Source organism: Ochrobactrum sp. RH2CCR150 (genome assembly GCA_014138095.1).
Taxonomy (GTDB): Bacteria; Pseudomonadota; Alphaproteobacteria; order Rhizobiales; family Rhizobiaceae; genus Brucella; species Brucella gambitense.
Genome location: JACGXE010000013.1, coordinates 88,204 through 110,334, shown reverse-complemented (window position 1 = coordinate 110,334; position 22,131 = coordinate 88,204). Strand labels below are relative to the sequence as shown.

The following is a 22,131-nucleotide window of genomic DNA, read 5'->3' as shown; positions in this document are numbered from 1 at the left end:
ATAAACGGCCAATAGTGCATTCTGATCGGGGTGCACACTATCGCTGGCCGGGTTGGCTATCGAGGATTAGTGATGCGAAGCTGGTGCGCTCAATGTCCCGCAAGGCGTGTTCCCCAGATAACGCTGCATGCGAAGGCTTCTTCGGAAGACTGAAAACAGAACTCTTCTACCCCCCCCGTGATTGGAAGACCACCACAATTGAGCAGTTTATCAAGGAAGTCGATGGCTACATTCGATGGTACAACGAGAAGCGGATCAAAATGTCACTTGGCGCACGAAGCCCAATCGAATATCGAAACAGTCTTGGCTTTGTGACGTAAAATCAGTCCAAGTTTTTGTCCGCAACCCCGCTGGGTCAGTTCTCAGTGGCAATCAACAGGATCACTTTTCAGGGGGCAGACCAGGTGATTGATGTTTCAGGAGACGGCCCGAATAACGCGGGTGTACCAGCGCCGTTTGCACGCAACTCTGTTGTCGCGCACGGCATCGTAATCGATGGCCTTCCCATAATGTTGGATCGACACGATAATGCATCGATTCCGGACCTTGATGCTTACTATGAGAATTGTGTGATTGGTGGGGATGGCGCGTTTCTTCTAAAAATCACCAATGTTTCCGAATTTGCCGTGACCATCTTGCAAAAGCTCCTCATCGAAGTTCAGGGGGCAAATGTGAGTGATTTGCAACGCTCTGCGCCTGCCCTAAAGCGCGTTGACGGTCGCCAAAACTATAACTGCTTTATAGGTGAAGAAATGCAAGAGCGTGCAATTGGGCAATAGCACCGCGTACTGGCAGGTAATGCTAAGAGCATTTCCGAAGGAAATGTGGCCATCACTCAAAGATACAGAGCCCAAAACCAATTGCAGGCGTCATTGGGAACCAATTCGATAAAAAGTCATCGAACGGCATCCGAGAAGGAGAAAATCGATGCCAGTTCTACAAACGACAGAAATGCCAAATGAAGCCGAATTGATCCGTCTGGCAGCGCTGCGAGACGAAGCTGCAATTCGGCAGATCGTTCAAACGTATAATCGACGGCTTTACCGTCTTGCCAGGGCCGTTATGGGCAACGACGCTGACGCGGAAGATGTAGTGCAGGACGCCTATATTCATGCATTCAGCCGATTACACAGCTTCCGTCGTGATGCATCCCTTTCAACCTGGCTTTCCAGGATTACGATCAACGAAGCTTTGATGCGTCATAGATCGAAACATCGTCAGAAACGATCCCAGCCGACCAACTTGTCGACCCGTGAAGCGCAGATCATCAACTTTCCTATTGGTCGATCCGACGAGGATCCAGAGCGTACAATGGCACAAAGGCAAATTCTCCATATTGTGGAGCAGGCAACTGACGCACTCCCCGAAATTTATCGACTGGTCTTCGTCGCCAGGGTAATTGAAGGCTTAAGTATGGAAGAAACGGCCACTCTGCTCGATCTGGAGACAGCCACAGTAAAAACCCGTCTGTTTCGCGCGCGCAAACTCATCAAGGATCAGTTGGAAGCGCAAATTGGTCCCGTGCTCCTCGATGCTTTCCCATTCGCCGGAAAGAGATGCGCACGCATGACCGATGTCGTCATCGAAAGACTGCGGACGCAAGAATAACGGGAACCTATCTCAGGAGACAGCATCAAAAGGCCATTCACTCAAGATGAACCGGTGTCGAACCGGCTGGAGGCCTCAATGCAATCCGCTCTGATACCCATTTTCGCTTCAGCATTGCTTATTCTGCCAGCTGCAACTGCCACTGCGCAGGAAAAGCTCACGGATCCCCAGATCGCCCATATTGCCTACACTGCTGGGGCGATTGACGTTGATGCGGCAAAGCAGGCTCTTGCCAAGTCGAAGAACAAGGACGTCTTGGAATTTGCAACCTTGATGCAAAAGGACCACGAAGCAGTCAACGTTGAGGCGCTAAAGCTGGTCAAGAAACTGAACGTCACGCCGGAAGACAATGACGTCAGCAAATCGTTGACCAAGGCTTCACAATCTGCTGAAGCCAAACTCGCAAAACTGAACGGCGCTGAATTTGATAAAGCCTATATCCTGCATGAAATCGCCTACCATAAGCAGGTAAACGAGGCGTTGGAGCAAAAGCTCATCCCTAGCGCAAAAAACCAGGAGCTTAAAGGACTATTGGAAACTGGACTAAAGCTCTTTCAGGGACACGAGCAACATGCCGAACATGTTGCCGCGATGCTAAAATGACACTTACTCGGCTGGATCGTCGCACGTTTCTCTTTACCGTTGCTGCTCTGCTGACGACGGGACGTAACGCTGAAAGTCACAACGGTATCGTACACATCACGATCAAGAACCTTGCTTTCATACCCGACACCGTCACAGTCCGGAGAGGCGAGACCGTTGAATGGACAAACCAGGATCCGATGGCTCACACGGCTACGGTGAAAGGTGGGTGGGAAGTCGTGATCCCGCCCGGCGAACGAGCAAACAGGATCATCACGGATGGAACCAACATTGAATACTATTGCCGGTTCCATCCCAACATGAAGGGACACATCGAAATAATTTGATATGCCTGAATAGGCAAAATGGGCGAGGGAAGAGACCGAGTGCAATGGTCGCGATGCCCGACTGGGCCTCTAGGCCTTACTATAATAGCCAGAGGCGTGCTGCCCGAAGAGTTGGCGGAATTGATCCATCTCTTCGGGGATTATTCGCTGGGAATGGCCATTTTTGGTCATTGAGTGATAGCACAGTAAGAAGCCAAATCAAAAACTGACACTGAGCTTTGCATTGAAGCCATTTTGCTTTGCACCGGATGCGAACTGGCCGTTATAGGACAGACCGAGTGTGGCATCTTCGGTCAGCTTGAAATCAAGCCCTGCTTCAATAAGGGCTGCATCTTCGGCGATTGGCAGGCCTGAGACCGTAAAGGCGTCCGAGCCGATGAAGCTTGCGGTGGAAACCGGCGTGATGTCGCCATAGGCGTGTCGCCAGCCAAGGTCTGTTCCTGCCGTTACCGTGATACTTCCCAGAACAAACTCTGTCGATGCGCGGAGGCCGAGCGTCGAGAAGCTGGTATCCGTCGTGCCGGAATGAACGGATAGAGCTGCTGCGGTCTGGCCCTTTTCGTCAAATCCGTCGCTCCTCAGGCGCAAATAGGCGAGACCCGCATAAGGCTCGAACAGGGCTTTGCCATAGTGGACCTTATAGCCAAGTTCACCAAAGAGTTGGAAACTTCCCGCATCGTAATCGCCGGTCAGATTATCGGCAAAGTCGGGGAAGGCGACAGAACGGTTCATGTCGACATCGTGCCATGTATAGGCAAGACCGGACCGGAATGCCAAGGCATTCGCATTATTGAGCGTCCACTCCGTTCCCGCATAAGCACCGAGTGTATAATTATCGCTGCTGCCTGACGAGGCGCGATCATCCACATCGAAGTTGGAATGGCTGTAGCCTGCCAGAAGGCCGAGACGCCATGTGTCAAGGACAGCACCGTCGATACCGGTGACAAAGCCGCCAACAGAGGATTTTACCGATCCTGCATTGCTATTGCTATCCTGTCTCGTCCATGCGCCAAAGGCATAGCCCCAGGCGGCATAGAGATTTTGAGCAGGAGCAATCCTGGATGGAGCCACGGTATCAATAGCAGAGGCTGAAGCCGAACCATGCCTTTGCGTTCCGGCATAGGAAAGCGCATTGATCGGCGTTGCTGGAGCGCCGCCAAAGGCTTGTTGCAGACGACCGAGTGCCGCATTGCGGATAAACTGGCTGTCGTTGATCAGCACGCCCTTGGCCGAAGCGTAAGCCTCACCCGAAAGGCTATCGAAGGCCGCACGCGCTTCATCGGCTGATAGCATCAACAGGCTGTTATAGAGCGCAAGCGAAGAACCTGTCTGCGCCAGCGTATCCAGCCCGCCGGCGGTTGCCAGCTGATTGCGGGTCTGAGCCACAGTCGTAAAGAGGGCTGGGGAGGGCTTTTCAGGTTCAGGCGTGCCGGGACCTGGGGTTTCTGGATCGACCGGACTGGGACAGCCGGTCTTCAAGCATATTTTCAGGTCTGCCGCTGTGTTGCCATAGGCGAGGCTCATATCGAGAAAGGCTGAGTTCGACACAACGCCTGCGAATTCACCACTGATACCGCCGTCGGCCGTCAGGATATTGTAGAGTTGGCCATTCTGGTAGCTGGTTTCTGGATCGATGGTCGTGACCGAGACATTGCTGCGGGAAACCGTTGCTGTTCCGGTTACATCGACGCGATCGGAGGCGCCATTGCTGGCTATTTCGATTTCAAGAACTGAGCCAGGTTTCAGCGTCAGATCGCCGTCGACTGCAAGCGTGCCAATGGAATTGCCGGGAGACAATATACCGCCAGACTGAACTGTCGTTTCTCCGAGCGAGCCATAACCGCCGAGAATGGCGCCGGATAAAACGTCGATGGTACCACCCAGCGTCGCGCTGCTGTTGTTGATATCCCCAACGACTAGTTTGCCGTCGGCGACCGTCGTTGTGCCGGAAAAGCCTGAATTATCGCCATTGAGGAGGAGTGTATCGGTACTCCCCTTGACGAGTTCACCGCCTAGTGAATTCACGAACTGGCCCGAAAAACTTCCACCATACAGGTAGAGAGGATTGTTCACCCACGACACCGTGCCGCCATTTCCCGGCGTTGCATCCTGCAAGTTGCGAATTATGCCGCCCTGTGCAGACAAATCGAGCGCCGCGCCAGAAGCGATGCGTGTTGCACCTGCAAACGCAGTAAGACTTCCGAGCGAACCGTTACCATCGACAAGGCGTCCATATGCAACCGTTATTGTCGAAGCCGGAGCTGCATTCGTACCGATGACGTCCATAACGACGTCACCTGTTGCATCATTCGTACCGATGATCAGATTGCCCTGAAGGGAGAAGCTTTGTCCCGCCCCGCCGTTGAGCCACAGTTCGGTGCCGGTTGCCGTGCTGATCGTGCCCGTTGTTCCGGCTGAAACGAGATAACTGTTGAGTGTGGAACGCCCAAGAGTAGAGTGAAGCCGTCCTCCGTTCAGCGTAATCAGACCTGTGCCCAATGCGTCGATGACGCTGCCATCATCATGATTGGCGACAAGCGTCCCCGCCGAAATCGTTGTGCCGCCGGAGTAGGTGTTGGCAGCTTCCAGAACAAGCGTTCCGGCACCTGTCTTTTGAATGCCATTTCCCTCAAGGACATTGGAGATCGTTGCTGTCCAGTTTGCACTGGCTCCGCTGCCGTCACCGACACGGACTTCGCTCAACGAATTTTGTAATGTTGTATCAAGTACCAGTGCATCACCGACTAGACGATAGCCATCGCTGGCAAACTGTATGCCAATCGCCGAGACCGGAGAACTCCCGACATTTGAAACTGTCACGATCCCGGCCTCACCACCAAAAACCGCAAAAGCATTGATGGGCTGGCGGGTTGTTGTTTGAACTCCTTGAGCATCGGCCCAGTTCGCGTTGGGCTGTGCCCATGTACCGATCCCGCCGCCCAATTGTGTTGCACTCGCCTGGCCATTGCTGTTCCAGAAATTGACAAACATGCCGTCTGTCGTAATGAGATTGATCTGCTTGGCAACTGTCAAAATCTGGACAGTATATCCGCTTGCAGGTAGGATAATCCCGCCATTGACCTGGCTGAGAGCACCGGTATAGCTGAAAAGCCGGTATAAGCCGGGGCCGAAATTCCCGGCGTCGATTGTGTTGATGGTTGCGCCATTGATAGCAAGGTCGCCATTCACTTGCACATCGTGGCCCTGACCGGGATTACCATAACCATCTGGAGCGCCGAACGAAAAAAGAAGCTGGCTTCCCTGATCCAGCGACAGATTGCCATTGATTGTGAGAGTGCCTTCCGGTTTTCCCGGTGCCAGCTTGCCTCCGCTCTGTACGTTTACATTACCGTTGATCGAACCAAAACCGCCCAACACCCCACTATTTGCAACCAAAACATCACTCTCGAGGCTGGCGGCAGTGTCGGCAGCACCGTTCCCAATCATCAGGGTGCCGGCAGTAACCTGAGTCAGACCGGCATAAGAACTGTTACCAGTCAAAGACAGCGTTCCAATGCCGCTTTTGATAAGTCCGCCCGATCCCGAGATCGTTCCGGAAAAGGCGGTATCTGAGGACTGATGGACCGTCAGATAGGCACTCCCCAAAGCGATGGTGCCGCCATTGCCACTGAGCGACGACATAGTCAGGCCGAATCCACCCAAATCAAGCGTGCCGCCATTGACCGTATAGGCGGTGTTGTTGACGAATGCCCCGACGACGCGGGCCCAAAGAGTCCCGTCCTCGATACGGGTACCACCAGTATAATTATTCGGGGCGAGCAAATGAACTGCGCCAGGCCCTTCCTTGATCAGCGCTCCCGGTCCTGAAATCGAAGCGTCACTCCCCAATCTTGCACCTGTTCCGGATGTGTTGACGACTGTATCGGAAGCCAGCTCAATGAATGCGGTTGATTGAAAATCCATAAAGCCACTGCTTGTCGCAACATTAATCACGGCATTACCGCTGCTGGCAGAGAAGGTGATTGCGCCGTTTTCGAAAGCATACCCTTCGAAACCGGGGTTTCCAAGAAGGTTCAATACCCCCAGGGTCCGGTGGCCATTCACGTTGACTTTATAACTCCAATTCGCGATGGCATTGAACGTTGCAACCTGTCCAACACCATCCGGAACGGTCCCTTCCTGCCACGAAGACCCAAAATCCCAATCTCCGCCGCGGCCGACCCAGGTTTCGGCTTTGCCTGGAAGTGGTAAACTGAGCGCCGAGGCAAAGACAACCGATGAAAGCCAAATCATACGCCGCTGACGCTGCGATATCTGCGCGCGCGAATGTTTGGTTTTTGATTTCTGCTGCCCCATAATCGCCCCCATTCGCTGACCCCACAGCGATGGGGCGAATATAACCCCTTCGCGATTAACTCCGCAATCGGCGAACTTCAATACGACAGATGCCGTATTTTTTGGGGAGGATACGAAGGGTTCGTGGGATCAAGTCAGCAGCCGCGACGCACGTCCGCTACGCCGCTTGGCGTTGTTGTAATAGTCGGACGCCTGCTGCATCGAGCGATGGCGTGATTGCTCCATCGCTTCGGGGAAGGGGAATGCCGCGATTGGCCGCTTCTATGAGATTGCTGGGTGCAGAGACCATAGGCGGAAAACCCAGACGGGCCCAATCCCGTAATCGCGGCGCGTTGCTTGATGCGGTTGGTTGGAGCGCATCTTGAACCATTGAGATCAGGCCGCTTCTTTCAGAATAGCACGGATAGGTATTGGTGCAGTGCCCAGATATCCCGCAATCATCCGGGTGATGTGCTCGACAATATCGGCCTCGTCCGAGAGGGAGTGACCGCAATCATTGAGGACGATGGCATGGGTCAATGTCTCCACTGTCGTTACGCAAATGAACGCAGCCGTATCGAGGTCCTTGAGCTGAACGTCTTCCTTACATTGCTCCAGATAATGCCGAACCAGATGGAGTGTGTCCTTTCGGATGGCTTCCACCTCGGCAAGTTTTCCAATGCGGGGGACTTCTTCTTTCAAGATCCGGTGGAGCTCAGGATCGACCCGGTGTGCAGCAATCATCGCGCGAATGAGCTCCCGCATGGCGCTGTTCAGGTCGTCTGACGCGCATTCTTGCATGGCGTTTTCCAGCAGAGCCAGAATTTCACGATTGTGCCTTGCGACGAGCGCAGCCACAAGCGACTCCTTATTGGGAAAGTATTGGTAGAGCGATCCAATGCTCACACCCGCTACGGCAGCGACGCGATTTGTGCTGGCCCGCGCATATCCATCGCGCACCAAAACGCGAGCAGTGGCATCCAGTATCGCCTCGACGGTCATTTTCGACCTCTCTTGCGAGGCGGCTTTTCTGGGATTTGTAGCGTTGAGCTTGGCCATATTCTCAAATTCCGAATGCGAGTAGACAATGTGAGTAAAAGCTCACATATTTTGTATAGATCGTCAACAATAAAGAATATGAGCCTATTCAACGCGTTCAAACGCCGAGATGGCGCCGCATTATTCGAATTCAGAAAACAAAAGTAAGAGTTATATAATGGTAATGAAGTCTATCAACATTGTGATACTTTTTTCGGTAATGGTAGTTGTGGCTGGTTGTGCCAGTTCGGGACAAAGACCTCAAATTTCTGCGGCAGACTGTGTCGTTACAAAGCACACTCAGACATTCAAAGAAAAATGCAGCGCGCCTCGACTGGGTTGGAAGGGCGCGAGCGGAAGCGATTTCATCTTCAGCCAGTGATTGACTGACAATAGTTAAGAATCTCGGTACCCGCTGATCAGTCTCTTGTCAGCTTTCAGCAGGAAACATGAAGCGAGGCGAGGGTGATCAACTCAATAGCCTTGACGCCCGCCCGCTGCGTCGCTTGGCGTCGTTATAATAGTCGGACGCCTGCTGCACGGAACGATGACGCGATTGTTCCATGGCTTCCGGGAGCGGAATGCCGCGATTGGCCGCTTCGGTGAGATAGCCGGAGCGCAGGCCGTGCGCGGAGAATTCTGTGGCATCAAGCCCGGCCATTTGCGCGCGCTGTTTGACGATCCGGTTGACGGCGCTCGGTTCGAGCGCTCGCGCGGACACATTGCCCCAGCGATCGACTTTTCGAAACACGCTGCCCTTGTCGATCCTGGCTGCTTCCAGCCACCGGGTCAGGGCTTCGACGGGTCGGCCGGTCAGATAGACGGTTTCATCGTGACCGGCACCGCTGGTTTTGGTGCGACCAAGATGGATGCCGAGAGAGGCGAGGGGGGAACCGTCCTCATCGGTGACAGGGGGCTGTTTGACAAGCTGTTCTACACGCAGGCCAGCGACTTCGCTGCGCCTGCGCCCGCCCGAAGCAAAGGCTACCATCAGGATAGCTCGATCCCGCAAGGCGGTGAGATCCTCGCCGGAACAGGTTGCCAGCAGCTTGCCCAGAATATCGCCGGTAATCGCATTTGCACTCTTGCGGCTGCGCGGCCTGTTCAGAGCGCGCACCGCAAGCCGGATGGCCGATTTGACGGACGGCGATGAAAACGATCCTTCCAGACCCCGCCAGCGGGTCAGTGTCGACCAGTTGGCGAGACGCCGGCGCACGGTTGCCGGTGCATGCAGCCCGGATACACGCAGAAAGCCTTGTCGGCGCAATTCCTCTTCCACGTCAGCCGGCATGCCGTGATCGGGTTCGATCTCGCGTTGCTGCGGCCGCCACAAATGATGCGCGACGAATTTCAAGAGCAGGGCTTCCGGCGCCGGGAAGGGCAGGGGGCTACCGGTTGCGGCCAGCGACCAGGCTTCGAGATAGGCCAGATCCGAGGCGAGCGCGCGCAGCGTGTTTTCGCCCATGCCTTCATTGACCAGATGACGCAGCGTTTCGACATCGTCGTCTGTCAAAATGCCGGCCAGCATGTCGCGCCGGTTCATCGGCAAAACGGCCGCAATGGTGTCGAGTGTTTCGGCGCGGCGTTCGACGCCTGAGTTGGATGTTGCGCTCAAAAATCTGTCCTCTAAAGGGCCGAGAGCGCTTTATTCAGGCGCTGCCTTGTAACGAGTTTCGCTGATTTGAGGTCCGAAATCAATAAGCTTCGATAAGCTATACTTATCGGATGTTAGAAGGCCAACCCAACAGCATCACCAGTGCCGGACATTAAATATTCCCTGGCGTCCGTTTGAGAAATTGTTTACCATATTTTCAATGCGTTACGATCTCGATCATTTGCCTCTGAAGACCTTGCTGCAGCCATTGGCGTGCGCCAGTGCGGATCTGGCACGCCTCGACGAGCGCCTTGCCCACACGCCGGTCGGCACAGGACTGATTGAACGGTTGCATTTTGCCGATGCCTGCGCCTCGTTGTGGCTCGATGGCGAACTGGTCGAGATGGAAGATCTGGTCCTGCACGAGGCGGCGCGCGATATCCGCTCGCCAAGCCACCAGCTCACCATCGCCCGCGACGTGTTGCAGACCCGCCGGCGCATTGTGGCGCAGCAGCCTGATTGGGCGCTGAGCCAGAACGGTTTGCGCAGTCTGCGACAGGCAGGGCCTCCTGCCTCATTTGGTGGTGGCGGCATCGCTGCCGAAAGCGAAGGCGCCGCGTTGCAAGATACGGCGGTCGATCGGCAAGGCGGGGAGGGGAGAAAACTTCGTTTGAACGGCGGGCTCGACCTGCTCGGCGTTGATCTCGACGCCATTGACGCGGTATTGGCACGGTCCGAAGAGGTTCTCGCCCAAGCGAAACAGCCACAGCGGTTGCCGAAGCCCGAGACTGACCCGTTGATCCGCGACCCCGACTGGGATGAAGAGGAACGGCTCGACGAATGGCGAACCGTGTTGCGTTCGATCCGCGATCTGCCGCCGGTGTTGCAGGCCATGCTGGCGCTTGATGCCTGGAATGAACTCGCGGTCTTGCAACGCGCGCCGTGGCTGGGGCGATTGCTGGCCACTTCCCTGCTTCGGCGCGAAGGTCTGACCTCGCAGGCGCATCTGTTGGCCATTAATATCGGCCTGAAAACCATCCGCGTCGAACGGCGCCGTCATCGCAATTTTGAAACCCGACTTCTCGCCAATGTCGAGGGCCTGATGGCCGGGATCGAGCTCGGCTTCAAGGAGCATGACCGGCTGCTGCTGGCGCGACAGATGATGGAACGACGGCTAACTGGCCGACGCGCCTCCTCCAAACTGCCCGGTCTGATCGAGCTCGTGCTGGCCAGACCTCTGGTTTCGGCTGGCATGATTGCCAAAGAACTCGACATCACGTCCCGCGCGGCCCTTCGCCTCGTTGAAGAACTCAACCTGCGCGAAATGACGGGCAGGGGGAGGTTTCGGGCGTGGGGCGTGCTTTGAGCTTTCAGAACAGCATCGCGATAAATCATAATCACTGCGTGCCGAATGGGCGATGTGATCCATCTATAGAAGAGGTCATCGATGGCATCGAAGACGACGTTGAATGCAAAAAACCTTGAAGCGCTCGGCGTGGAACGTCTGGCTGAGTTGTTGATCGAAATCAGCACCGGCAACGCCAATCACAAGCGCCGTCTTCGAATGGAACTCGTTGGCAATGCAAGCGGGGTGGAACTGGCACGAGAAGTCCGTAAGCGCCTGGGTAGTATTGCGCGCGCAAAAAGCTGGATTGACTGGCAAAAGGTAAAATCGGTCAAAGCGGATCTGGAAGCGCAGCGGAAAACGATTGCCGAGAAAATCGCATTTTCTGATCCGGACGAAGCCTTTGAGCTGATCTGGCAGTTTCTGTTGCTTGCCGATCCGATATTCGAACGATCCCATGATGGCGGCGGTACACTGATTGAAAGTTTTCATGCAGCATGTGACGATGCCGGACGCATCGCGGCGCTGGCAAAGATTTCGATGCAGCGTCTGGTCGACAAAATCGTCGCTGCTCTTCAGGATAATGGCTACGGTCAATATGACGGATTGATTGATGCAATGGCTCCCGTGCTCGGGGAGACGGGTCTCAGAAAACTTCAAAATGCGTTTGAACGCTGGGCAAAAGAACCAAAGTCTAGGCATGCCGAGGCAGACATGCAGCTTGTCGGCTGGAGCATGAACGGCCCTATTTACCGCGAAGAGCTTCATGCCAGAGGTCAGTCGATCACGGTAAAAGTCGCGCTTGAACAAATAGCGGATGCGCTTGGTGATGTGGATCTTTACATTGCACAACAATCGGAGGCATCGAAGGCGTTTGCAACGGTTGCGACTGAAATAGCCAAGCGGCTGTTGTCAGCAGGACGGGCGGAAGAAGCGCTCAATGCGCTCGATAAAGCTGAATTCGACAATCGGCGTGAAATCTCGCCACAGTGGCAAGCAAAGCGGGCGGAAACCCTGGAAGCCCTCGGGCGCACAGATGAGGCGCAACAGTTTCGCTGGAATAGCTTTGAGCAGTCACTCAATGCTGAACTCTTGCGCGCATATTTACAGCGGCTTCCTGATTTTGATGACATGGAAGCCGAACAGAAGGCGTTCGATTATGTTCAGCACTTTCCGGATGCAAACCAGGCACTTTCTTTCTTCATTCGGTATCAATCATTCCCCGAAGCATCAAAGCTCGTTCTGTGCCGCGCATCAGAAATGGACGGTGACCTGTATGAGCTCTTGTCTGCCGCCGCAGAGAAACTTGCGCAAAAGTTCCCTTTGTCTGCAAGCATTCTTCTTCGGGCGATGATCGACCTTACGCTCGATGGTGGCCGGTCCAATCGGTACAAGCACGCGGCGCGTCATTTGCTGGAATGTGGGGCATTGGCTCGTCATATAACCGATTACGGCGCAATGGCTCCGCACGATGTCTACATAGCAAGCCTTCGAAAGCTTCACGGACGAAAGCACGGCTTTTGGGCTCTCTTCGATGAACCTCGATAATGGTCTTTTGCCTAACTAGGGAAGCACGAAGCCTCCGGCAAGCAGGGCGCATCCGCTACAAGTACGGCAGACGTCGCTTCATCGGCCGCTCGCGCCTGCGCATGATCTCGACGAGCGATAAGGTGTGATTTCCGACGCAGTGACGCTAAACTGACAGTGTTTAAAAGCTGAGGGAGGAATACCGATGCCGAGATTTCTGGCTGTTTATACGATCAATTCTGAAGACCTGGCATCCTTTCGACGCCTGTCAAAAGCAGAGCAGGACGCGGTCGATGCGAAGGGAATAGCCCAATGGATGGCATGGGAAGAACGCCATGCCGCCATCATCCTTGATCGCGGCGGCATGGTGGGGAAGACAACACGTGTGACAAAACACGGTATAGCAGAAGCCAAAAATCCGTTCTGCGGTTATCTGGTGGTGGACGCCGAAACCGCGGAGGCTGCGGCAAAGCTGTTTCAAGACCACCCGCATATAACGGTGTTTCCAGGCGACGGCGTCGATATCATGCCTTTTATGACGTGATCTACTGCGCCGATCCTCGGCGGCCAGGCCGCATTGCCTGCTGCCAACCGTGGCCGATCAAGCGGGGGCGTTCGGTCACGGCAGCGCTTTATGTTGGGCTGGCTCGCTCAAATGACACTTCCATTTGCGGAGAAGACGAATGTCACAGCACAAGATTTACACGTTCTTGCTCACCGCTGACCTTGGTGCTGCCGAAGCCTGGTATACGAAATTGTTCGGGCGCGGACCGGATAACAGACCAATGGGCACGCTCGTTCAGTGGGAGCTGTTCAATCAGGCCGGAGTGGGGATTTCGACAGACGATGAAATCGCCGGGCGAGGGGCGATTTTTCTTATTGTCAACGACGTTCCGGTCGAACGGGAGAGGTTGCGTGGCGTTGGGATCATGCTGGGTGAGGATATCCCGGGCGATTATTCAACGCTGGCGCAAGTGCGTGATCCCGATGGCAATCTGATCACCTTCGCGACGCCGCCGTCGCCGAATTATCCGCCGGCTTAGCGAAAATTAGCCGCTGTTAGGTTGAAAGCGGCCGGTCAGTAATGCGCGTAATTCCAGCCTTCCGATGAGCCTTCATGCTTTCCCAAAAGCGGACATCGCCGAACCGCTTGGCCAGCGACCAGATTTGGGTGTTCGCCGACAGACGGCTTTGGGTCAAGTGCTAGTCGAAGCAGTTAGCAGCGCCTGACCACGCTTGTCCGACCGCTACCAAATCGAGCGACCTTGGGGGGGGCTCCCCAGAGCAGCTTGCTATTCGGCAAATCGAGGTTACGAAATGCTTGGTCTGAAAGGCGATCAGCATGCGCTTTGCGGTTCGTCTCCGGACACGCTCCGCGCCGCCGCAACATTGCCTTCAGCCACGTTGTCGTTTGGCTTTCTCGATTACGTCGTCCACGCGAGCAATCAGCTTCTCCAGATCGTCTACATCTGGCATCTCACCCGCGAACTCATCCGAATTGGAATGGCCCTCCAGAAGGCGGGACGTGTCATCCTGCAAAGCGACGATTTCGTCAGCTAGTGCGTCTGACCAGCTAATTTTTATCAACGCTCCTAGCCTGACCTGTTCATCCCATCGGCGTACCGTGTCTTTGAACAGGTGAAGCATGACTGTTTCTTCAACTGTACGGCGCAACGCCCCTGCACCGCTGCGAATCAAATCTACTCGTTCGCGGCCAGATGCCTGCTTGGCCCGTTGCAGAAATTCCTTAGCTTTGGTCGTCTTGCGATAAATCCTGCTATTGGCCGGTGTGTCGTCGATGGCCACGCATCCGGGGACACCTTCCAAACTCTGGACCCAATGGCTCAAGACCTGGCAGCCGTCGGCCTCTGCTCTGTCAGAAAGTAAAGTGAGAAATACGAGATCATGCGTAAACACGATCACCTGCCGCACGGATGATTCCTCGGCGAGCCGCTTGGCGATTGCCCGCTTTCTCTGATGATCGAGCGATGTGACCGGATCATCGAGAACAATGGCGGCGCTGGTGGGATTGAGATTCACTTCGGTGAGGAAATCAGCAAGCGACAGCGCCCGCTGCTCCCCTTCACTGAAAATGCCATCGGGTTTGTGACCTCCTTTGGCCTTGAGGCCGCGAAGTGTTTTGCCGGCGCTCCCTCGCGCCTTGAACTCGAATGGTAGCGAGCAATCGAGCTTCGCGCACTCGTCCTTCAGTTTGTCCTTGTAGTTGCCTTCGATCAATTTCTCGAAAACGACCCTCTGGCGATCTGTGATGAAACGGGTGTTTGGGCGAGAGCCGCCGGCCTTCTTTATCCAGGCCAGGTCGTCAATGAAGGCAACCACATCGTCAATGTTTTTGCTCAGCACCTGCCGTTGCCGCAGGTCGATGTGTTCCGCTTTCAGCTTGGCGAGAAGGTCGTCAAATTTACCCTCACGAAGAGCTGCATCCTGCGCGACGATATCCTCTAGCGCTTTTCCAATAGCATCGTGAGTAATCGTTACACCGCCGTCAGGAACTGCGTTGCTTGCGCCTTGCTCGAGGGCCGAAATCAGCAGCTTGCGTCGCTCGTCAAATGTCTTCGAGACGGCATCGACGTCGTCAACCAACGATGGATTGACCTTGGAAAGGTCTGCGCGAATGCGGCTCTCGCCAGGAAGTAGTGCACAATCGAGCACCTTGAGCTGGGTGCAATATTGATTGAGTTCCTCGTCAGCGAAGATGGCAGCCTTTCGGGCGTCATGGTCCAGATAGCCCCACATACGGCTGATAAGAGAGGCTGAGGGAGGGTCGAGAGGACGATGGCACAGCAAACAGGGAGTGCCGTGAGCTGGATAGGTTGCTGCCTCGGCTTGTCCCAGGTTTCGGCTCGCGAGAACGAAATCGTTCCATTCGGTTGAGCCCGTTTGCTTTAATTCGGGATGCGAAACCGTCTCGCTGCCGGCCTTCACAGCTTCTAACAGCGCGGCCTTATGGCTATCGAGTAGTCTGCGGGCTTTATCGCCCCCAGCGCTGCCCAAGGCAAGCGCGAGCTCACCGACTTTTTTCTGGAGAGCCTCAACGTCGGCCTTAGCGGTCGCCAGGGATTTGAGCGTTTCGATAGGAGATTTGCCGAGGAGCTCCTGCTCCTGCCGAACTATCTCGTCCAATCGCTCTTTCTCGGCATCTCCAAACGATGCGAGCGCGCGAATTTCAGCCATGCTTGAATCCGCACTCAAAGAAGCAATCTTGGTGGCGACCCGTCCTTCATCGGTGAAAAGCTGGTCGAATTTATTCGGCCGCGTTTTCGATAGGATGTCAGCTTCGAGCTTTTGAATGAGCAGGCCAACTGCCCGGATTGCCTCTTCGAAAACATCGAATCCAGCAGGCTGGAAGCCCAACTCGTTCTCTTTGGCGAGATGTATGCGTGAGACAGAGGAGTCGAAAATGCTGACCCGTTTTAGATCATTGTGCTCATCACCATCGGTGAAGACGATATCCTCGAAAAAACCGTTACCACGGTCAACCTCGAACTGGGCAGTCGCCGGTGCATCGGTAGCGCCATCATCGTAGATATTGCGAATGATCTGAGGGCTGGAGCGACTGAAGCAAGCTTTGGACAGAACACGTGCAAAGCTGCTCTTTCCGGCGCCATTGTGCCCATAGATGATGGTCAGCTGAGGACCAAAGTTTAGCCGCGAGGCCTCTGGGATTGCGTTGACATTCGTCAGAGACTTTAGCGCCTGCAGTACCAGGCGCGTTCCTTCCACAGCCACGCGGCCCGTAGCGGAGTCCGGAACATCCGGCAGCTCTTCGTCACCGTTATCGAGTTGCTTGTCTCGCAGAAACAGTCGATAGGCTTCCTGGATGCGGGTATCGGTCAGCGTGCCGTCTCGCACCGCATGAGAGACGATGTAATGCTGCCAGTCGGCAATCGATTTGCCCCATGCATTCAATTCGCTCCAGATCGTGGTTTGGGGCAGCTCCTCGACTGCCATTTCCGGCGCTGCCACGCCGCCTAAGCCAATTTCATTCATAGCCATAAATCTCTCCCAAGATTGTTTTGGCGAGCGCAAACTACAGAAATTCAGTACGACAGAATCATATGCCCAAAATCCCATCCGACAGAAGTAATACAGAAGAGGTTTTCGAAATCGCACCTTAATTTTGCTTGTCTTCAACAATTTAGCGCTGGGGAATTGTTCTTAGAAACGCCGCCTCAAATCTGTTGGCAACGGTGCCATGAACGGCTGTATTTGGGGTCGAGCGGCAGCTGAGTGGAGGTTCGAAATGGGGTCGACAACCGCCGATCCGCAATGGCTTTATCTCAGTAATCCAAACTAGAGCGCTGCAACCCCCAAGTTGCCGCTCGTTCGCGGCCGGGGACCGAGTATGGCTAAGGTGGACGCCCGTCAGAGCTCCATCCCCTCGATCGTCATCCTCGCATTGTCATCGACAGCCAACGGGACAGCTAAGAGCGCGGCTTGGAGCACCATCCGAACCTTGAGCCAACCCTCACCGGATCCGGCGAGGGCCGCGACCAACGGCGAAAGCGATGGCGCCGCTGATCCGAACAAGGCGGGCATCGCCACGACCACCCGCCACTGCCGTGTAACCAGATATTCCAGATAGTGGACGACGAGCGGCGCGAGATGCTGCTGCTTGAGATAGTGGACCCAGAGCGCCTGCGCGATGAGCAATGCGTCCGGCGCGAGCCTTTCCAGCAAGGTCGCTGCAAGGGCCGATGCCGCGTGATGTGACCAGTCGTTCGACGGGCATTTAAGCACGGTCTCCCATGGCTCGATCGCCCCGGTGACGAACAGGCCTTCGAGATGGTCGACCAATCGCATGGCTAGGCCACCTTGCGGATGCGCGACGCCATCCACCCGCCATCGCGCCAGCGGCAGGCGATCCAGTTCGTTGGCTGCGGCCAGGCCGAACACCGCCACGGTCATATTGCCGATGAGCAGTTCATCAGCACCCGGCGGCCAAGTCCTCAGCTTGCCATCAACCTCGCGCATGACGTCGCGATCGTTTGCCGCATTCTGCTCTGCGATCATTGCCAGGGCGTCAAGCTGCCTCAGGCCATCGGCAACGACATTACTGAAGTCGAGCGTGCGCTGCGCGAGCGTGAAGAGCACGGGCCCGCCCACCGCGTGGAATGACATGATCGGGCTCGCGCGCAGTTTCGGCACCTGCCTCAGCGAGCCATCGAGGGATGCACCGCAGGCCAACTCCAACCGAATGAGGTCGAGTCGGAGCGTGTCGAGCGGCGGTGCAACGGATGCGTCCGTTGCGAACGGGTCGAGATTGCTGCAGAGCCCGACAAGCTTGGACATCTCCTCATCCGTCCGTTCGCCGGCGCTCCAGGCAACTGTCGCAGAAAGGACGCCGCCCGTTCGGCGTTGCAGTGACAGCAAGGGCTCTCGGTTATAGTCGGCCTGCAGGGGTTCGAGCAAAGCCACAACAGTCCCGAATTCTGCTACCGCCTCGCCGCGCTGCCCGGCCATGAACCGCGCCAAAGCCGCATCGATGGCGAGGCCAATCGTGAAGGTTGGCCGACTCCCGTTCTCAACCAGACGCTTTGCGATGTCGAAGTAGTTTGCCGCGTCCAGCCAATTGTTATGGCGTCCCGATGCGATCGCCGCCGTACGATGAGCAAAGGCGCATCCGATATCATCGTCGGCCTTTAGCCAGCGCGGCAGAGCGTCTCGCCAAATCTCTTTGGCTTTGGAATAGTTTCCGGCATCGCTCGTGACCTTCGCCAGCGCGCAGAGATAGATCGGGTCATCCCCCACTGCGGGCCCGATCTGTCCCGCTTCCGCCACGGCGCCAGCTGCATCGCCCAAATCTTCGTTGATGGTGCGCAGAAGGACCGGTGCGATCGCACGCGCCATGCTGTTCGCGCCAACCTGCACGCTGAAATCGAAAGCGACGCGCAGCTTGTCCCTGAACGATCCCCACCGACCGTCCTTCATATTGTGCTGGGCGAGCCACAACCGTTCAATGAGGGCCGACGACATCTCGTCCGGAAGGCCAATGGGCTCGAGCAAAGCGCGCGCGTCTTCTGGTGCGCGCGCGTTCAAGGCTTCGAAGAGCGCGCCGAACTCGCCGATATCCTGAATGTGACTGAAAAGGCGCAGCGACGCTAACTGCGAATAGCCGACCGCTGGAAGATCCTCGTCCGCCTGCAGGCCTGCTTTGGCCATGCGAACGGGCAGGCTCGTCACAAGCACTCTCGCCACATCGAAAAACTCTAGCGCGCGGGCAACGACCAGTGCGATCGGATAGCGAACTTTCACGACTGATAGGAATTGGTTGAGATAGAGGAACCGGAAGAAGAGGCGAGGATCGTCGTCCGGCGCGGCAGCGAATTCCTCCTCGATCTTCACGGCAATACGCATCGCGGTATCTGCGTTGGTTTCGGCAGCGACGCGATACTGGAGGATGCGAAACACAAAGGCATCGATTGGCTTCTTAAAGGGAAGCGGATTTTTCGCGTCGAGACCGAGCGTCGTGTAGAAGTCGCACGCCTCGCCCACTGCGGCCCAGGTCTCGTCGCTCGCCGAGAACATTCCTTGCGAGACGTAGATGAGCGGACCTGCCGTACCCGCGATATAGCAGTGCATCAGAATAGCGGAGATATCCCAAGGACTCACTGTGCGGTCGAGAAGATAGGTCCAGGCGAGCTGCCCGTGCATCGCCCGGGTCCAATCGTGACCGCGGAGTTGTTCGGCCGCGCCTCGCACCAGAGGCGACACGCGAAACTCTCGGTCATCGGTCATTTCGAGCCAAGGTCCGGCGATAATGTCGACCGCGGCGCCGGGCTCCGGAATCGCCTCCTGCAGACGGCCGATGGCCATGAGGCGCTGACGTGTTACGCGGCCAGTCATCAAGCTCACCCGCAACAGCAGTTCCCGCGCACCGTCGGGAAGTTCCGAGATCAGCCGCCGGGCCTCGAATTTGATGCGATCGACATCGTCTGCGGTGCCGAGCAGGTCGGACGCTTCTGGTTCCGGAAACGCCTTTGCTCGCAGTGTGCGCACGCGCGCGCTTACGAGTTGCGGGTGACCCAATGTCGATAGCTCGAGCAGCTTCGACCAGAGTGCAGCGCGCTCGTCGTGACAGCCGGCCTCGCGCAGGAAAGCCTCGATTTCATCCGCGTCGAAGGGCAGCATTTGGAATTCGCGCGCCGGCTCCAACTGGACCGCTTGCGCCAACCGCTCAGGTAGCGGACGATCCGCTGTGATGATGAGCTGTCCTCCGAGGGCGCTTTGACAGTGCCGAAGGGTTCTGAGCGCGCTCTCGATCGACCTCGGGTCCGAAAGCGTGTCGAGATCGTCGACCACCAATATCCTAGCCACGCCTTCGGCACGCAGCAGCTCGGTTGCAGCGAAAAGGCGTGTCTTCACCTCGGCAGGGGTGAGGTCGCGCAAGGTGAGCCAGAGGGGGTCGCGCCCTGCGAAGGTGCTTGCGGCGTTGAGTGTCTTGCCCGAGCCGGTCGATCCGTGGAGCAAGACCGTTCCCGCTGATAGGCCGGCCTCAAGCGACTGCTCAACGGCCGTTCGGCGGAAATAAGGATGGGGGAGTGGCGGCGGGCCCTCGAGGATAAGCGGCTGCGCTTGCACCGCGATGTCGGCGCCGCCCGGTGACATCGCGGCGCGCATCAAGGCAAGCAAATCCTGCTTGGGCACATGGATCCCGGTCGCGCTCGCGAATATGCGCAGAAACTGTGCGCGGGTGAGAGGAACACCGTCCTTCTGTTTCGCAGCATCGAACGCAGCAGCGTAGAGCGCGTCAAAGGCTAGCTCCGCATCTGCTGGCGGTATTGACGACGCAGCGCCGTGAATGACGAGGCGATCCTTGATCTGGCGCACCAGCGCATCGCCATCCCGCTGTCCCACCAGCCACTCGATCGGGCTGATAATCTCCTTGAGCAGCGCGGCGGGGCTTGCGTCGGCAAAGCGCTGTTTTAACGGGTTCGACAAATTGCCTTCGCCGAGGAGAAAGTCGGCGATCAACCTTATCTGGCCATCGCTCTCGTCTCCGGAGTCCGAGGTGCGTAGGGCATTCCAGAGGTCGAGCCCTCCACGTCCGGTGCCAAAGGGCGCGCCTTGCTCCACACCAATGCCGGATGTGGTGACATAGCGAAATCGGATCGTCACTCCGGGATTGCGGGTGCGATGAGACCAGAAATTGTTGACCGCCTCGACAACCGAGGGCGTGCGCAAGGTGATGTTGCCAGAGCCGGCCGTATCTTTGACTTGCTCGGTTAAGGCGCCCGCAGGGTCGAGCCGGTCGAGGTCTTCGGCGCCTTCGAGAAACAGTTGCTCATCGTCACCAAGCTCCAGCAGACCTGGATGCTGCGCAGAATCTGGTAGATATAGCCCCGAAACGTGTCGTGCGCCTGTCGCGCCGGGTCGCTCACTAGGCCGGCCATGACATCTAGCTCTTTGTGTTCAAAGAATAGATCGAAGGGTCAGCCATAGGCGCTCCTACATCGGCCTTCGTCAACTGCATACATGAATGACAAAAGTCGTCTCCTTCGCTCTCGGCTCTTCGAGCTTACTTGAATCACAATGCAAAGGTCATTTTAATAAATGTCATGTTTTTTGACTAGCTCGGTTACTTAGATCAAATGACTGGAACAGATGCGCTTCCTAATATCGTTAACGCGTGGCGCGAACGTCGGCTAACCCGTTTAACAAGCCTGAAACCTGACAGGCAGAAAGCGGCCCCATTCCGGTCGTTAGAATCTGACGCCTTTGTCCGACAAACAGCGATAGGAATGCTGATCAGAGGGCCCACATATCACGCGTACAGATGTCCTGTTCAGAGCTCGACTTTCACGTCTTTTTTGTTGTGCGAGATCAAAACAGGTTTTAGGTACTCTATCGGTCTATTTAACGTCCGTTTGATCCTTGTGTATTATCATGGGAATAAAATGAAAATCTTGTTCAATGCCGTTATCGTTACCCTTGCGCTAACTTCCTTAGCCAATGCTGAACGAAAGCCAACTATTCTGGATCTCGTCGAGAAAGGATATGAAATCAAGTCGTCAACAGGTAACTACGTTTTTCTCCAGAATGAAGAAAATATCTATATATGTTCATTTCTCCAGGTAAGTGAATATAACGTCGCTTCAGGGGAGATTGATGCCATCAAATTCGATTGCGCTGCTGTTAAGTGATGCAATTCGCTATTTTGGCGGCCGACGGCCTCGATACTTGTGTTGTTCAATATCCAACCAGCACAGGCGGATGAAAAATAATGAAGTTCGTGGTTTTCATTCTTGGATTGGTTCAGATCCTAATTGGTTTGCTATTCATTGTTGATGCGCCGTCATTACAACGACTGGTGCTTGGTACATTATCATTTGGGCTTGGATCTATTTGTTTCGGCATATCAGTGATCATTAGTCAGTTGGATAGAATTCGCGCAAGTTTGAAGGATTCCGGTCTCCAATAACGGCCCCATTCCGGTCGTTAGCACCCGAGAATTTTGAATGGCAATCAACACACCGCCTGTTGCGGGGGCCGGTGGTTCCTATTCCTTCAAGAGCATGGAACTTGAGAGCGGATGATCGCGCCGAAGGCAGGTTTTTGATCTGGCTCCGGTTGCATTCTAGAAAAGCTGACACATGCTGCGCCAAGCGCTACCAGCTGGCTATTCCTTTGCCCAGTTTTCTTGTTGTGCGCCAGCCGTTTGACGGCCTGTTCTAGCGAGCGTTGTCCGGCCCGATAGTCCTGCCAGGCAACCGTCTTCGCCAGAAGCGCCGGTACAGTGTGGATGGAGAAACGTGTCAGCGGACACGCGGCGC

16 protein-coding genes and 2 pseudogenes are annotated in these 22,131 nt (G+C 55.7%); 10 read left to right on the top strand and 8 right to left on the bottom strand.

Features of this window, described 5'->3' with window-relative positions:
* The 5 genes from FHW03_RS20935 to FHW03_RS20915 all read left to right on the top strand — a co-directional run.
* Positions 1–320, top strand: a 320-nt coding sequence (locus FHW03_RS20935; protein ID WP_182522386.1) for an IS3 family transposase, incomplete at its 5' end; no start/stop codon positions are given.
* Between the two features lie 45 nt (positions 321–365).
* On the top strand, positions 366–779 hold the full coding sequence (locus FHW03_RS20930) for a DUF1194 domain-containing protein (protein ID WP_377515359.1): 414 nt from the start codon (positions 366–368) through the stop codon (positions 777–779).
* A gap of 148 nt (positions 780–927) precedes the next feature.
* The gene (locus FHW03_RS20925) at positions 928–1,608 is read left to right on the top strand and encodes an RNA polymerase sigma factor (protein WP_182522384.1); all 681 of its coding nucleotides are present in this window, start codon (positions 928–930) and stop codon (positions 1,606–1,608) included.
* Positions 1,609–1,686: 78 nt separating this feature from the next.
* Positions 1,687–2,211: a DUF4142 domain-containing protein gene (locus FHW03_RS20920; protein WP_182522383.1), complete on the top strand. Its 525-nt coding sequence runs from the start codon at positions 1,687–1,689 to the stop codon at positions 2,209–2,211.
* Complete coding sequence (locus FHW03_RS20915; RefSeq protein WP_182522382.1) at positions 2,208–2,537, top strand: cupredoxin domain-containing protein; 330 nt, start codon at positions 2,208–2,210, stop codon at positions 2,535–2,537. Before FHW03_RS20920 ends, FHW03_RS20915 begins: the two co-directional genes overlap by 4 nt.
* Before the next feature lie 198 nt (positions 2,538–2,735).
* Here the strand turns inward: FHW03_RS20915 and FHW03_RS20910 are convergent, their stop codons facing one another.
* The 4 genes and pseudogenes from FHW03_RS20910 to FHW03_RS20900 all read right to left on the bottom strand — a co-directional run bounded on the left by FHW03_RS20910 (position 2,736) and on the right by FHW03_RS20900 (position 9,414).
* Positions 2,736–6,461, bottom strand: a complete 3,726-nt coding sequence (locus FHW03_RS20910; RefSeq protein ID WP_182522381.1) for an autotransporter domain-containing protein — start codon at positions 6,459–6,461, stop codon at positions 2,736–2,738.
* Between the two features lie 522 nt (positions 6,462–6,983).
* Positions 6,984–7,195 (bottom strand): annotated as a pseudogene (locus tag FHW03_RS26110) (integrase); the annotation flags it as partial.
* A 34-nt stretch (positions 7,196–7,229) separates the two neighbouring features.
* Positions 7,230–7,892 (bottom strand): TetR/AcrR family transcriptional regulator, encoded by a 663-nt coding sequence (locus FHW03_RS20905; RefSeq protein WP_377515356.1) that lies wholly within the window; start codon positions 7,890–7,892, stop codon positions 7,230–7,232.
* A 448-nt stretch (positions 7,893–8,340) separates the two neighbouring features.
* Positions 8,341–9,414, bottom strand: a complete 1,074-nt coding sequence (locus FHW03_RS20900; protein ID WP_377515364.1) for a site-specific integrase — start codon at positions 9,412–9,414, stop codon at positions 8,341–8,343.
* 262 nt (positions 9,415–9,676) lie between these two features.
* Here FHW03_RS20900 and FHW03_RS20895 point away from each other — a divergent pair, with 262 nt between their 5' ends.
* The 4 genes from FHW03_RS20895 (at position 9,677) to FHW03_RS20880 (ending at position 13,380) form a co-directional block, all read left to right on the top strand.
* Positions 9,677–10,831, top strand: coding sequence for an RHE_PE00001 family protein (locus FHW03_RS20895; RefSeq protein ID WP_182522393.1), 1,155 nt, complete (start codon positions 9,677–9,679; stop codon positions 10,829–10,831).
* 81 nt (positions 10,832–10,912) lie between these two features.
* Positions 10,913–12,358 carry a DUF6880 family protein gene (locus FHW03_RS20890; protein WP_182522379.1) on the top strand — a complete coding sequence of 482 codons (1,446 nt, stop codon included), beginning with the start codon at positions 10,913–10,915 and terminating at the stop codon, positions 12,356–12,358.
* Positions 12,359–12,542: 184 nt separating this feature from the next.
* A complete protein-coding gene (locus FHW03_RS20885) occupies positions 12,543–12,881 on the top strand; it encodes a hypothetical protein (protein WP_182522378.1) in 339 nt (112 codons plus the stop codon).
* A 139-nt stretch (positions 12,882–13,020) separates the two neighbouring features.
* Entirely contained in the window at positions 13,021–13,380 is a 360-nt protein-coding gene (locus tag FHW03_RS20880) for a VOC family protein (protein ID WP_182522377.1), read from the top strand.
* Positions 13,381–13,732: 352 nt separating this feature from the next.
* Here FHW03_RS20880 and FHW03_RS20875 read toward each other — a convergent pair whose 3' ends face one another.
* The 3 genes from FHW03_RS20875 to FHW03_RS20865 all read right to left on the bottom strand — a co-directional run bounded on the left by FHW03_RS20875 (position 13,733) and on the right by FHW03_RS20865 (position 20,751).
* The gene (locus tag FHW03_RS20875) at positions 13,733–16,354 is read right to left on the bottom strand and encodes an AAA family ATPase (RefSeq protein ID WP_182522376.1); all 2,622 of its coding nucleotides are present in this window, start codon (positions 16,352–16,354) and stop codon (positions 13,733–13,735) included.
* Positions 16,355–16,723: 369 nt separating this feature from the next.
* Entirely contained in the window at positions 16,724–20,542 is a 3,819-nt protein-coding gene (locus FHW03_RS20870) for a hypothetical protein (RefSeq protein WP_182522375.1), read from the bottom strand.
* Between the two features lie 41 nt (positions 20,543–20,583).
* On the bottom strand, positions 20,584–20,751 hold the full coding sequence (locus tag FHW03_RS20865; protein ID WP_182522374.1) for a hypothetical protein: 168 nt from the start codon (positions 20,749–20,751) through the stop codon (positions 20,584–20,586).
* Between the two features lie 504 nt (positions 20,752–21,255).
* Between FHW03_RS20865 and FHW03_RS20860 the strand changes: the two genes are divergently transcribed.
* Positions 21,256–21,501 carry a hypothetical protein gene (locus tag FHW03_RS20860; RefSeq protein WP_182522373.1) on the top strand — a complete coding sequence of 82 codons (246 nt, stop codon included), beginning with the start codon at positions 21,256–21,258 and terminating at the stop codon, positions 21,499–21,501.
* A 493-nt stretch (positions 21,502–21,994) separates the two neighbouring features.
* On the opposite strand, the pseudogene FHW03_RS26105 reads toward FHW03_RS20860, so the two are convergent.
* Positions 21,995–22,111, bottom strand: a pseudogene (locus FHW03_RS26105) (ATP-dependent DNA ligase); the annotation flags it as partial.
* Between the last annotated feature and the right edge of the window lie 20 nt (positions 22,112–22,131).